The sequence below is a fragment of the Mycobacterium sp. 94-17 genome (assembly GCF_035617725.1).
Lineage (GTDB): Bacteria > Actinomycetota > Actinomycetes > Mycobacteriales > Mycobacteriaceae > Mycobacterium.
Window position 1 is genome coordinate 34,687 of the sequence record NZ_JAPIYN010000013.1, and the last position, 13,110, is coordinate 47,796.

Here is a 13,110-nt window from a genome sequence, read left to right on the forward strand (position 1 = left end):
GGCCGCCGAAGCGTCAGGACCCGCGATCGAAAGGGGTCGCCGCGCTCACGCCGGCGAGTACCGAACCGGCAGATGCTTGAGTCCGCCCACGAAGGTGGTGGCGACCAGTTGCGGGTCTCCGGTCAGTTCAATGGATTTGAGCCGGGGCAGCAGCTCGCAGAAGAAGCTGCTGACCTCCATGCGGGCCAACGCGGCGCCCATGCAAAAGTGCACACCGTAGCCGAAGGCCAGGTGCTTGTTGGGGTCGCGGCCGACGTCGAAGCGGAAGGGGTCATCGAAGACATCCTCGTCGCGGTTGGCCGAAACATAGGACAGCAGCACCGAATCCCCGGCGGCGATGGGCACTCCACGCACGGTGGTGTCCGTGGCGGCGGTACGCATGAACTCCTTGACCGGCGTCACCCAGCGGATCATCTCCTCGGTCGCCAGTGGCATCATGTCGAGGTTGTCGCGCAGGCGGTGGCGCTGGTCCGGATTCTCGATGAGAGCCTGCAGGCCGCCGGAAATGGTCGCGCTGGTGGTGTCGTGGCCGGCCGTGGCCACGATCAGGTAGTAAGAGACGGTGTCGATGTCCGAAAGGGGCTCGCCGTCGACGCGAGCGTTGGCGATCGCCGACGCCAAGTCCTCGGTCGGATGCTCACGCCGTGCCGCGGTCACCCCGTTGAAGTATTGGAACATATCGAGCAAAGCCGGCAGTTGATCGTTGGTCGAGGAGCCGCGTTTGAATTCGGAATCATCGCTGCCGAACAGCTCCTGGGTGAGCTCGAGCATGCGCGGAAAGTCGGCTTCGGGCAGCCCCAGCAGCGACATGATCACGTAGAGCGGGTAATTGACCGCGACCTCCTGAACGAAGTCGCATTCGGGACCGGTCGCCATCATCTTGTCGACGTAAGTCCTGGCCAGTTCGTTAACGCGAACCGTCAACGCCCGCATCGCTTTTGGGCGAAACCAGTCCGATCCTATCGCGCGCACCACCCGGTGCTGCGGGTCGTCGAGATGGATCAGCGTGCGCACCCCGGCGGCGGCCTGCATCTCGTCGCCCTCCGCGGTCGTCAGCACGGGCCGCGGCCAGTTGGTGAAGAGCATGTTCTCGCGTTCGATGTCCATGATGTCGGCATGTTTGGTGATCGCCCAGAACGGCCGGTAGTTCGGGACGTCGACCCAGGACACCGGGGCGTGCGCGCGCAGGTGCGTCAGCGCCGCGTGCAACCGCGTCTCGTCGGTGTAGGCCAGCGGGTCCGCCAATAACCGCGCGGCGTCGTCCATCGTCGGTGCGCTCACTGATGAAACTCCTTTAATGCGGCGGCGATACAGGGTGCGGAAGCGGTCAAGAAGATGGGCAGGACACGGTCGACCGCGCCTTCACAACGCCCCTTGAGCCCGGCGGCAATGGTGTCGAGCGGTCCGACGAGCGCAAAAGCCGCAAGCATCTCGTCGTCGATGAGCGACCCCATCGCGTCCCACTCCCCCGCCAGCGACAGGCGGTGCAGTTCGGTCTGCAGCTCGCCCCACCCATGCAGGTCGAGGACCTTGCGGTAGGCCGGCGTCGAGCCATAGAAGGCGATCTGCTTGCGCACCGCCGCGGTGGCGGTGGCCAATTCGGCGTCGTCGCGGCCGGTGGCGACGAGGACTTCGCATGCCACCTCGAAGTCGCGGCGACCCCGGCCGCTGCATCGCATGCCGCGTAGCAACGCGGGCATCGTCACCTCGTCGAGGTAGCGCCGAGAGACCATCGGGTGCCCCAGGTGACCGTCGGCAACCTCGCCGCACATCTCGGTCATCGTTTCACCGACGGCGGCCAGAAAGATCTTCGGCGGCGGATATGGCTGCGGCTCAGGGGTGAACATCGGGGTCATGATCTTGTGGGTGTAGAAATCGCCCTCGAACCCAAGCCTGGTGCCGTCCGTCCAAGCCGACCAGATCGCACGCAGCGCGGACACGAATTCGGCCATCCGGCGCGCCGGATGGCTCCACGGCATGCTGAACCGCTTCTCGATGTGCGGCTGGATCTGCGTGCCCAGCCCGAGGATGAACCGGCCCTTCGAGTACGCCTGTAGGTCCCAGGCGATGTTGGCGACGACCATCGGATTACGCGCGAACGCCACCGCGATGTTGGTGCCGAGTTCGAGCCGAGTGGTGTATTCGGCGGCGAGCAGCAGCGGGAGGAAGGGGTCGTGATTGGTCTCTGCCGTCCATCCCCCGTCGTACCCCTGCTCTTCGAGAGCGGTAGCCGCCCCGCCCGCGTGGGCGAGCCGGTTGGGAATGCCCCCGTCGACCTTGAGGCGGGTGGCGTCAGGCATGCGGGTAACTTTACAGTAAGCAATCCAGTATGTGACCCTGCAATCCCCGCCATGGGACACGTCGCGGGACGAATCTCCATGAGGTAGGACATAGACATGCCGAAAGCCCAGGATTGGGGAGAGACGCTCGACGATCTCGAGCGTCGCCGTCAGCAGGCGTGGGACATGGGCGGGCCGGAGCGGCTCGACAAGCATCGCGGCAAGGGCAAGTTGGACGCCCGCGCACGCATCCGGTACCTCCTCGATCCGGGCACGTTCCGCGAAATCGGCACCCTGGTCGGTGGCGAGATCGCGGCCGACGGCCTGGTGGTCGGTTCGGGCACGATCAACGGCTCACCGGTGATGCTGGGCGCCGAGGACTTCACCACCATGGCGGGCAGCATCGGACCCGGCGGCAACTCGAAGCGGTATCGCATCGCCGAATTAGCGCTGCGAGACAAGATTCCGCTGGTGATGCTGCTCGAAGGTGCCGGCTTTCGCCCCACCGGCGGCCATTACGGACGTACCCCCACCGACCTGCTCGCCCAGGCGCAGTGCTCCGGCCGCGTCCCGACCGTCGCGGCCGTGCTCGGCCCCTCGGCCGGACACGGCGCACTGGTGGCCCCCGTCTGCGATTTCCGGATCATGAGCAGGCAGGGCGCGATCTTCACCGCCGGACCGCCCGTCGTCAAAGAGTCCACCGGAGAAGAGATTTCGAAGGAAGACCTCGGTGGGCCGACCGTTGCGTTGCCCAGCGGGGTGATCCACAACGTCGCCGAGGATGACGAGGCCGTCCTCGACGATGTCCGGCGCTATCTGTCGTACTTCCCGTCGAGTGCGTGGTCCTACCCGCCGTCGCCACCCGCCGACGAGGGCGGCCGGCCGCGGCCGACGCCGGAGCTGCTCGACATCGTGTCGCGGGACAACCGCCGCGTCTACGACATGCGGGCGGTGCTCGATGTGGTCTTCGACAGCCCCGATTGGTTCGAGGTGCAGCCGCAGTTCGGCAAGGCGATCATCTGCGCGCTCGCCCGCCTCGGCGGCCATCCGGTTGCGGTGGTGGCCAACCAGCCTCAGGTGCTGGCCGGCTCCATTGACGCCGACGCCGCCGACAAGGCCGCGCACTTCATCATGGTGGCCGATTCGTTCCACCTGCCCATCGTCTTTCTCGCCGACAATCCCGGCATGCTGCCCGGCAGCCGCTCGGAGCGCACCGGGGTGCTGCGCGCGGGCGCGCGAATGTTCGCCGCGCAGACGGCCGCCACCACGTTGAAGCTGCACCTGACGCTGCGCAAGGCGTATGGGTTCGGCTCGATGGTCATGTCGCTGTTGGGCTTCGACCATCAGGTCGCGACCTTCGCGTACCCCGGCGCGACGATGGGCGCCATGAGCGCCGCGGCGCTGAGCCGGGCGTCACACGCCGGCGAAGACCTCTCGGTCAAGCTGCGCGACGCCGAACTGCAGGCGTCCTTCCGGTCGGCCGAGAACATGGGATTCGACGAACTCATCGACCCCCGCGAGACACGCGACGCACTGCTGAGCTCCCTGCTTCGGGGCCTGTCGGCGCGGCAGGCCGCCGCCGAGCCGGTGTTGCGCACCGTCATCATGCCGTGAGCCGCGCGCGGGCACAGTGGCTGTTGCCCGCCTTTTAGCGACAGCCTTCGTGGGGCGTCCCCCGAGGCGATGAGCAGTCGCTGCGAGGCGGGCAACTCCCCTGATCCCCCGCGCGGTAGGCCGCGACGATCGGCTCGAGCTCGTCGGGCGTGGCGCCGTGCATGATGACCGCGTCGGCCCCGTACTCGAATTCCTTGCGGATGCGATCCACACAATGCTGCGCTGACCCGGTGGCCGAGGGAGCGAGCCATTCGTCGGGAATCAGCGTCGCGATGTGTTCGATCTGCTCGGCCGTGCCCTTGTGGTCGATCCCGCCCGCGATCGAGGTAACCACCGGATCCTCCCGGAATCGTTGCAGCACAGCGGGATCCCAATTGTTGGTTTCGACCAGCAGATCGCCGTAGCCCTGCAGATAGGTGGCCAGACGCGCGACGGTCTTCTTCAGCCGCAGTTCTTCGGGCAGGTGGTCGCCGACGGTGGCGAAGCACGACCACACCCGCACGCTGTCGGGATCGCGTCCGGCCTTCTCCGCGGCTGACTTCACGGTGTTGACACTGCGCTGCAGGGTTTCCGGCGTGAAATACGTGTGCAATATGACGTCGTCGAACACGCGCCCCCCGAGCGCGAGCGTGTTGGGCCCGAAAGCCACCAGCGCCAGCCGAATGTCTTCGTTGAAGTCGGGATCGAGAAACAGGATGGGGTACTTGCCCATCGGGCCGTCGTGATTGAAGATCAGCTCTCCGTGCCAGAGCCGGCGCATGACCTGAGCCCAGTCCTCCATCTGCGCAGTCGTCACCGCGGGGATGCCGAAGGCCCCGTAAATCGCGGCGATACCGCGGCCGACACCCAAGGTGAACCGGCCGCCGGACAGCCGATGCATCGTGGTCGCCCACGACCCGGTGATGAGGGGATGACGGGTGTTGTGATTGGTTGCGGCGGTCGCGATTTGCATCCGGCTGGTCACCGCGCAGGCCGCCCCGACCAGAGACGACGCCTCCTTGACGTTCCACCGCTCGGAGATGAAGGCGGTGCCGAACCCGAGTTCCTCGCCACGACGGGCCTCGTCCATCAAGGTTGCAGGCCCCTCGCCACCGGCGCCGGCCAGCAGGTAGAAACCCAATTCATCGAGCGCACGGTCGGTCAATTCCAAACCCCTTGCTGGTAGCCGCAGTTCCAAACCTCGGCAATCTTGCCATCGACGACGCGGAACACCTCGATGCTGGCGATGTTGGTCTCGGTGCCGTCCCTCGTGGTGATCACCGAGTCGTAGACGATCGCCACATGCTCGCCGTCGTCGCCTTCGACCACGACGTTGAGGTCGAACCGCAGCGAATCGACCGCCTGCCACATGTCCACCACCCGCTGCACCGCTTCGGCGTGGGTCAGCGTCCGCGCCCCGCCGACCTCGTGCCGAATCACGCTGTCGGCCAACAGTTCGTCGGCCATGTCGATGTTGCGCTCGTTCCACACGACCAGGTTGTAGAGCTCGACCACCCTTCGCGCGGTCGATCGGGGTGCCATCAGTCGGGCACCACGTCGTCCGGCGTTCGCGCCGCCAGGTCGCGCAGGAATCGGTCGGTGATGCGCTGCACGCGGCGCGAGAAGATGTGCCCGACATGGCTGCCGTCGTACCAGTACAGTTGGCCGCCCCAGCGCTCCTGCAATGCATCGGCGGGCTCGCGCATCGCCATCCGGTCATGCCACGCCCCCACGATGAGCCGGCGCTCCGGCGGCGGAGACGGTGTCGCCGCCAGCGGGTCGATCACCGAGGTCAATTGGGTGACCACAGGCGATTCCAGCAATTCGCGAAATCCCTGACGGGATGCGCCCCGCCGCTTCAGGTGCCGCGCGATCATCGCGTTGAGTCCCAGGATCGGCGTGTAGAGGGCGACCGCGTCGATCTGCTTCTCCAGGTGGGAAACGAGCGCGGCCACCGGGCTCCCCATCGAAATCCCGGCCACCACAATGGCAGTGGCTTGCGGCCGCACCCAGCGCACCACGGCGCGCACCTCGGACACCACGCGCATCATTCCCGCCACATTGCCCAACGGATCCATGTCGGGATAGGCCGGCCATTCGCGCCGCCGGCAACCATGGCCGGGCTGTACCGGCAGCGCGACGTTGAATCCCAGCTTGTGATGTATCCGTCCGATCCGGGACAGCAACAGGTCCTCGGTGCCGCCCTGGCCGGCGCCGTGCACCCAGACCAGCCACGGCCGCGGCCCGTCGTGATGCCGGCACAGGTGCACCACCGCCCGCGCCGGGCCGCCGAGGCCGTCGGCCTCCAGCGTGGCCGGCAGCCCCGGGTCATGCTCGAAGGTCATCCGCTCGTACGCCAGACCCGCGACGCCGCGCTTCCGGATTGAGGTCGCCCGCAGCGGTTTCGGCTCGGCGTGCGCCCGCTCGATGCCCAGCGACGAGAGTTCCTCGGCCGCCGCGGTGCACGCATCCAGTGGCCGCATCGCCGCGGCACTTCCGCCCAACAGCGAAAAGCCGCTCAGCACCAGCTCGTCGAGCATCGCCTCGCCGAACTGCCGCGCGCCCCGCGCCGACAGCGGCGCCCAGCCGGTCGACTCGTGCAGCCCGGTCACCGTGCGCGGCATCAGCATTCCCAATTCGCGGGCCACATCTTTGGCCAGGCTCAGTCCGCCAAATGCCTTCGCCATGTCGCTCACCTTCACCAGCTAAGCCGGCGTGAACCCGGTGTATCCGGCGGCCGCGATTTCGTCGCAACGGCGCCGGTGTTCCCGTAATCCGCCGGTGTACCCCATGTACATCCGTTTCTTGCCGGGCACATTGCCACCGTGGTACCAGGAGTTGCAGGACGGGTGAACCAACACCGTCGGGGCAACGAGCGCGGTGGCATGATCGACCCACTTCTGCTGAATCTCGCCGGAGAAGCTGTAGGAGTATTCGATGCTCTCGATGTCGCACCGCGCACCTGGGTATCGGTTGAAAAGCCGGGTGCCCCCGACGTTTTCGGCCATCTCCAGCAGTCGGGTGCGCGGGCCGAGCCGGCGCAGCCGATGCCGCATGCACAGCCCGGAGAATCCGGCGCCGATGACGAGCACGTCCAACGGGGTATCAGGTTCCGCCATCGTCACCGCCGGTCATCCTCAGGATGGTTCGGGTCAGATGCAGGCTCTTGATCCGCCACGCGCCGTCGCGCTTCTCGTAGGTCTCGTGATAGTGCCCGGCGCCGTACAACTCGCGGGCCTTCCCATTGGTCGAGCCGAAGATCAGCAGGTCCTCCATCGCCCAGATGCCGGTCGCGGTGCTGGGCGACGTCAGGGTGAGCTCGGGAGTGTGGCAGTGATGTTTGGTTGCCACCCCCTCGAGGCCGCCCATCACCACCGGCGCGAAGTTGTCGACGCCTTCGATGGGGGCGGCGGTCGCAGCGTCGGCTCCGCCGGTGGACACCGCCATGTCCAGGGTGACGACCACGTCTTGGGTGAACACCTCGCGCCAGGACGCCAGGTCCTTGGTGTCCAGGAATCTGCAGTAGCGCGCCTTGAGCTGCCGGATGGCTTCCAGCTCGTCAGCCGCTGTCGTCATATCGCTCCTTGCCGCGCACGGGCCGAACTGCTGAAATCTATACTGTAACGAATTTAGTATCAACGATCACGGGAGGCGCTGCGGTGAAAGTCCCGTTCACCTGGAAGGTCACCGGCTGGTTCATGGTCGGCTGGTCCCCGGAGTTTCCCGTCGGCGAGGTCCGCCCCCTGCACTATTTCGGCGAGGACCTGGTGGCCTACCGCGACGAACAGGGCGTACTGCACGTGCTGGAGGCCCACTGCAAACACCTCGGTGCCCACATCGGCCACGGCGGCAAGGTGATCGGCGACTGCGTCGAATGCCCCTTCCACGGGTGGCGGTGGGGCCCGGACGGTACCAACCGATACATCCCCTACCAACCGGACCGGCCCAACCGTGGGCTGCGGCTCAAGGTCTACCCCGCACGCGAGCAGTACGACTGCGTGTTCGTCTGGCATCACCCGGACGGCAAGGAGCCGCAGTGGGAAATGCCGGACATCTTCCTCAAGTTCCCGCAGTTCGAGACCGATCCGGCGGCGTACTACCGGGCGTACCCCGAGTTCTCCCGGCGGGCCGAGCGCGAACCGGTCCATCCGCAGATCGTGGCCGAAAACGCCCCCGACAGCGCTCATTTCGAGTACGTACACCACGCCACCGTGACGCCCCGGGTGCTGGACTGGAGAATCGTCGACCACGAATGGCGGTTCATCGCGGGCTGGCCCGATGCGCGCAGCGACAGCCCGAACGATCTCGCGTTGCGGTTCCACAGCCACTTGTTCGGCCTCGGCGGCGCGATCAGCGTCTTCGAGGGCGCGCAGAATCATCGGTTGATCTTCACCTGTACGCCGGTCGACGACGGGTGTTCGGACCTGTTCTATTCGATCTGGTGGCCCAGACGCCCCGGGGACACAGCAGCGGTCCCGGAAGGCGAACTGCGTGAGGTCATCGAGAGGCAGTTCCTGTCCACCGTATTCGACGATCTGCAGATCTGGCGGTACCAGAAGTACGTGGAACACCCCGCGCTGTCCAAGACCGACGCGAAAGGCTATATGGCGCTGAGGAAATGGGCGGCGCAATTCTACGACGTCGAGCCGGTCGGCGCGCCGGCATGACAAACCGGCTGGCCGGGTTGGTTACACCCGAGCACACCGCGATCGTCACCCAGGAGTGTCAGGGCGCGGTGATGGGTCCCGACGCGGGGCTGGCAATGCTCGCGCAGGAAGCCCGCCGCGAGGCACTCCCCAACATCGCGCGCCTGCTCCCCGCGGCCCGGGCGGCCGGAGTGCGCGTCGTGCACTGCCTGGTGCGGCGGCGGCCCGACGGGTTGGGCTCGAACCACAACGCGAAGATCTTCGCGATGGGCGGCGGCAACCGGGTGGACATCACGCCCGGCACGCCGGGCGCGGAATTGCTACCCGAATTGGGGCCGGAGCCTTCGGATCTCGTGTTGCGCCGCTGGCACGGCGTGGGCCCGATGGGCGGCACCGATCTGGACGCGGTGCTGCGCAATCTCGGGGTGTCAACGGTGGTCGTGGTCGGTGTTTCGCTGAACATTGCGATACCCAATCTCGTCATGGACGCCGTCAACGCCGCCTACCGGGTGGTGGTCCCCCGCGACGCGGTGGCCGGCATACCCTCCGACTATGGTGCAGCGATGATCGCCAACACGCTGTCGCTGCTGGCCACCATCACCAGCACCGACGATCTGCTTCGGGGCTGGGACGAGGAAGCGCGATGACCGAGACAGCGCCGGAAGTTCGTGGCGGATTCCCAGACGTCCGACCCGTCGAGGACGCGCCCGGAGAATTGGGGCCGTTCGTCGCCGCGCTGCGCCGCCTGCAGGACCTGACCGTGTCCACCAAGCCCGACCCGTCGGCCTGGGCCGCCGCGACCGCCCACCTGGAGAACGCCTGCGCGGTGCTGGACGACCACCAGGTCCCGGAGACCGAAGCGGTGGCCGGCCGGGTGCTGAGCCTGCCCGGGCTGGCCCATCCCCTGATGCCACCGTGGCAAATGACCGAGTCCGGCCCCGACGGCGTGCGGATGGCCGGCCACTTCAGCACCGCGCACATCGGCGGGAACGGGGCCGTGCACGGCGGCATGATCCCGCTGTTCTACGACTGGCTGTTCGGCATGGTCGTGACCACGGCGAAGATCCGGCCGACGCGCACGGCCTACCTGCACGTCGACTTCCGCAGCATCACCCCCATCGACCAGCCACTCACCGCTCACGGCCGGATCATCGACGTCGACGGCAGAAAGGTTTTCATTGACGCTACTATGACAGCTGCTGATGAAACCCTGCTCAGCGAAGCCAACGGCCTGATGGTCCGTTTGCTGCCCCACCAGCCGTGAGAGGCATGATGTCCGACAGCACAACAACATTCACGGTCCCGGCCGTCGCGAAGGCCGTCGCCGCCGCGATCCCCGATCGAGAGCTGATCATCCAGGGCGACCGCCGCTACAGCTATCAGCAGGTGATCGAACGCTCCCACCGGCTGGCCGCGTATCTGCACTCGCAAGGGTTGGGCTGTCACACCGAACGTTCGGCGCTGGGCGGCCACGAGGTGGGCCAAGACCTGCTCGGGCTCTACGCCTACAACGGGAACGAATTCGTCGAGGCGTTGCTGGGTAGCTTCGAGGCGCGGGTCGCCCCGTTCAACGTCAATTTCCGCTACGTCAAGAACGAGTTGCAGTACCTGCTGGCGGACGCGGGGGCAACCGCGCTGCTCTACCACGCCGCGTTCGCACCGCGAGTCGCCGAGATCCTCCCGGATCTGCCAGACCTGCGGGTGCTTATCCAGATCGCCGACGACTCGGGCAACGAATTGCTGTACGGCGCAGTTGATTACGAAGCCGCTCTGGCATCGGTGTCCCCGGAGCCGCCGCCGGTGCAGCATTCCCCGGACGACCTGTACGTCCTGTACACCGGTGGCACGACGGGGATGCCGAAGGGCGTGTTGTGGCGCCAGCACGACATCTTCATGACATCTTTCGGCGGCCGGAATCTGGTGACCGGCGAGCCGTCGAGTTCCATCGAGGAGATCGTCGAACGCGCCGCATCGGGCCCGGGCACCAAGCTGATGATTCTGCCCCCGCTGATCCACGGCGCGGCCCAGTGGAGCGTGATGACCGCGATCACCACCGGACAGACCGTCGTCTTTCCCACCGTCGTCGATCACCTGGATGCCGACGACGTGGTGCGCACCATCGGGCGGGAAAAGGTCATGGTGGTCACCGTGGTCGGCGATGCGATGGCCCGCCCGCTGATCTTGGAAATTGAAAGGGCCATCGAGAAGGGAACCGCCGACGTGTCGTCGCTGGCGGTCGTCGCTAACGGCGGTGCGCTGCTCACGCCGTACGTCAAGCAACGCTTGATCGAAACGCTGCCGAACGCCGTCGTCATCGACGGCGTCGGATCGTCGGAGACGGGGGCGCAGATGCATCACATGTCGACGTCGGGGGCGGTGGCGACCGGCACCTTCAACGCCGGGCCGGACACTTTCGTGGCGGCCGAGGACCTGACCGCACTGCTGGCACCCGGCCACGACGGGATGGGCTGGCTGGCGCAGCGGGGCTATGTCCCACTGGGCTACAAGGGTGATGCGGCCAAGACCGCCAAGACTTTTCCGGTAATCGACGGCGTCCGGTACGCCGTGCCGGGCGACCGGGCCCGCCACCACGACGGCGGGCACATCGAGTTGCTGGGCCGCGATTCGGTGACCATCAACTCCGGCGGCGAGAAGATCTTCGTCGAGGAGGTGGAGACGGCCATCGCGTCGCATCCCGCGGTGGCAGACGTGGTCGTCGCCGGCCGGCCCAGCGAGCGGTGGGGCCAGGAGGTCGTGGCCGTGGTCGCCCTCGCCCCCGGCGCCGGCGCGGAGCCCGCGGAGTTGGTGGCCCATGCCGCGCAGACGCTGGCACGCTACAAGCTCCCCAAAGCGATCGTCTTCCGTCCGGTCATCGAGCGCAGCCCGTCGGGCAAGGCCGACTACCGTTGGGCGCGCGAACAAGCGGTGAATGGCTGACCTGTCCTGAGACAGGAGTGGGTGCGTGAGGAACTCGTGAACGGCCTCGCCGAAACGCAGGCCTCGTGTCCGCCCGGGCAGGTCACGCCGTACCGCGCGCACGTCGCGGACCGCTCCGCCATGCTGAGCTTCGCCGACGAGGTGCGCCGCCAACATGGACCCGCCTCAATGGTTTTCAACAACGCCGGCGTGGCGGACATTCGCCCGCTTGGCGCGGCTGACGAACTCGGGTTCCGCGCACGCCGAGCGCTGAATCGGTCCGGCTGACCGATTGTGCCCGGCGCGCGATCGTCCCGCGTCGGCACCGATCACCTTCGGCCTCCGGGTCGACCAGCAACGTCGCCCGCTCGCGCCCATATTGCCTACTGTAATAATTACAGTACGATCTTACGAAGTAGCGGTTCCACCGTGCTGCGCTCGAGATGCGGGAGATCAGGTGACGACCAACGTGCACACCGCCGCCGGTGCCGGTGACGAGACCGTCAGCCTGCGTGACCCTTATCCGTTTTTCGCCCGCAAGCGGCGGGCGGCGGGGGTGTTCGCCGGCACGGTCATGGACTACGCCAAGACACCGGAGTCCATGACACCCAAGCAGGAGTACTCCGCGATGTCGTTCGAGGCGGTCAACACCGTATTCCGGGATGGCCGGGTGTTCAGTTCCAAACCGTACGACAAGACCATCGGCCTGTTCATGGGGCCGACGATTCTGGCGATGGAGGGCAAGAAGCACCGCGAGCACCGCAACCTGGTGTCCGCGGCATTCAAGTCCAAGGCGCTGCCCCGCTGGGAGCCCACCATCGTGCGGCCGATCTGCAACGCCCTGATCGACGAGTTCATCGACGCCGGGAACGCCGACCTGGTCCGGCAGTTCACCTTCGAATTCCCCACCCGGGTCATCGCCCGGCTGCTCGGGCTGCCCGACGAAGACCTGCCAATGTTCCACACCCGCGCCGTCCAGCTGATCAGCTACCACATCAATTACGAAGGCGCCTTCGAGGCGTCGGCCGCGTTGAAGGACTACTTCGTCGAGCAGATCGAACAGCGCAAGTCCGCGCCCACCGAAGACATCATCGGCGACCTGGTGACCGCGGAGATCGACGGGGAAAAGCTTACGGACGAAGCCATTTACTCGTTCCTGCGCCTGCTGCTGCCCGCCGGCCTGGAAACCACCTACCGCTCGTCGGGAAACCTGCTGTATCTGCTGCTCACCCATCCGGAGCAGTTCGCCGCGCTGCAAGCCGACCGCGGACTGCTGGGACCGGCCATCGAGGAAGGGCTGCGCTACGAGACACCGCTGACCACCGTGCAGCGGTTCACCACGGAAGACAGCGAAGTCGACGGCGTGCAGATCCCCGCCCGTTCGGTGATCGGCGTGTGCATCGGTTCGGCGAACCGCGACGAGCGGCGCTGGGAGCGTTCCGACCAGTTCGACATCTTCCGTAGACACGTGCCGCACATCTCTTTCGCCGCCGGTGAGCACACCTGCCTTGGCCTGCATCTGGCGCGGCTGGAAACGCGCGTCGCCCTGGAATGCCTGCTGAACCGGCTGACCAACCTCACCCTGCTGGCCGACGACGATCCGCACATCCATGGTCAGCCCTTCCGGTCACCGACGGCGCTTCCGGTGACGTTCGACGCGAAGTAGGGTCCGACGA

12 protein-coding genes and 3 pseudogenes are annotated in these 13,110 nt (G+C 66.7%); 7 read left to right on the forward strand and 8 right to left on the reverse strand.

All coding sequences use genetic code 11. The features are described from left to right. Positions 1-45 precede the first annotated feature (45 nt). Positions 46-1,266, reverse strand: a complete 1,221-nt coding sequence (locus OQ789_RS16020; protein WP_324687099.1) for a cytochrome P450 — start codon at positions 1,264-1,266, stop codon at positions 46-48. A gap of 11 nt (positions 1,267-1,277) precedes the next feature. Next, positions 1,278-2,300 carry an LLM class F420-dependent oxidoreductase gene (locus tag OQ789_RS16025; RefSeq protein ID WP_324686975.1) on the reverse strand — a complete coding sequence of 341 codons (1,023 nt, stop codon included), beginning with the start codon at positions 2,298-2,300 and terminating at the stop codon, positions 1,278-1,280. A 96-nt stretch (positions 2,301-2,396) separates the two neighbouring features. Between OQ789_RS16025 and OQ789_RS16030 the strand changes: the two genes are divergently transcribed. After that, the gene (locus tag OQ789_RS16030) at positions 2,397-3,893 is read left to right on the forward strand and encodes an acyl-CoA carboxylase subunit beta (RefSeq protein WP_324686976.1); all 1,497 of its coding nucleotides are present in this window, start codon (positions 2,397-2,399) and stop codon (positions 3,891-3,893) included. Positions 3,894-3,927: 34 nt separating this feature from the next. On the opposite strand, the gene OQ789_RS16035 is transcribed toward OQ789_RS16030, so the two are convergent. From OQ789_RS16035 to OQ789_RS16055, 6 genes and pseudogenes are all read right to left on the reverse strand, one after another. Continuing rightward, positions 3,928-5,037 (reverse strand): TIGR03857 family LLM class F420-dependent oxidoreductase, encoded by a 1,110-nt coding sequence (locus tag OQ789_RS16035; protein WP_324686977.1) that lies wholly within the window; start codon positions 5,035-5,037, stop codon positions 3,928-3,930. Then, complete coding sequence (locus OQ789_RS16040; RefSeq protein WP_324686978.1) at positions 5,034-5,414, reverse strand: nuclear transport factor 2 family protein; 381 nt, start codon at positions 5,412-5,414, stop codon at positions 5,034-5,036. The genes OQ789_RS16035 and OQ789_RS16040 overlap by 4 nt, the downstream gene beginning before the upstream one ends. Further along, entirely contained in the window at positions 5,414-6,559 is a 1,146-nt protein-coding gene (locus OQ789_RS16045) for a PHB depolymerase family esterase (protein ID WP_324686979.1), read from the reverse strand. Before OQ789_RS16045 ends, OQ789_RS16040 begins: the two co-directional genes overlap by 1 nt. Before the next feature lie 18 nt (positions 6,560-6,577). Further along, a pseudogene (locus OQ789_RS26020) lies at positions 6,578-6,778 on the reverse strand (cyclohexanone monooxygenase); the annotation flags it as partial. A gap of 51 nt (positions 6,779-6,829) precedes the next feature. Next, positions 6,830-6,991: pseudogene (locus OQ789_RS26025) on the reverse strand (NAD(P)-binding protein); the annotation flags it as partial. Next, entirely contained in the window at positions 6,978-7,448 is a 471-nt protein-coding gene (locus OQ789_RS16055; RefSeq protein ID WP_324686981.1) for a nuclear transport factor 2 family protein, read from the reverse strand. The pseudogene OQ789_RS26025 and the gene OQ789_RS16055, both read right to left, overlap by 14 nt. 83 nt (positions 7,449-7,531) lie before the next feature. Here OQ789_RS16055 and OQ789_RS16060 point away from each other — a divergent pair, with 83 nt between their 5' ends. From OQ789_RS16060 to OQ789_RS16085, 6 genes and pseudogenes are all read left to right on the forward strand, one after another. Next, entirely contained in the window at positions 7,532-8,539 is a 1,008-nt protein-coding gene (locus tag OQ789_RS16060; RefSeq protein ID WP_324686982.1) for a Rieske 2Fe-2S domain-containing protein, read from the forward strand. Beyond that, the gene (locus OQ789_RS16065) at positions 8,536-9,165 is read left to right on the forward strand and encodes an isochorismatase family protein (RefSeq protein ID WP_324686983.1); all 630 of its coding nucleotides are present in this window, start codon (positions 8,536-8,538) and stop codon (positions 9,163-9,165) included. Before OQ789_RS16060 ends, OQ789_RS16065 begins: the two co-directional genes overlap by 4 nt. Next, the gene (locus tag OQ789_RS16070; protein WP_324686984.1) at positions 9,162-9,782 is read left to right on the forward strand and encodes a PaaI family thioesterase; all 621 of its coding nucleotides are present in this window, start codon (positions 9,162-9,164) and stop codon (positions 9,780-9,782) included. Before OQ789_RS16065 ends, OQ789_RS16070 begins: the two co-directional genes overlap by 4 nt. 8 nt (positions 9,783-9,790) lie before the next feature. Then, positions 9,791-11,455, forward strand: coding sequence for an acyl-CoA synthetase (locus OQ789_RS16075; RefSeq protein WP_324687100.1), 1,665 nt, complete (start codon positions 9,791-9,793; stop codon positions 11,453-11,455). A 39-nt stretch (positions 11,456-11,494) separates the two neighbouring features. Further along, a pseudogene (locus OQ789_RS16080) lies at positions 11,495-11,647 on the forward strand (acetoin dehydrogenase); the annotation flags it as partial. A 244-nt stretch (positions 11,648-11,891) separates the two neighbouring features. After that, on the forward strand, positions 11,892-13,100 hold the full coding sequence (locus OQ789_RS16085; protein ID WP_324686985.1) for a cytochrome P450: 1,209 nt from the start codon (positions 11,892-11,894) through the stop codon (positions 13,098-13,100). The last annotated feature ends 10 nt before the right edge of the window (positions 13,101-13,110 follow it).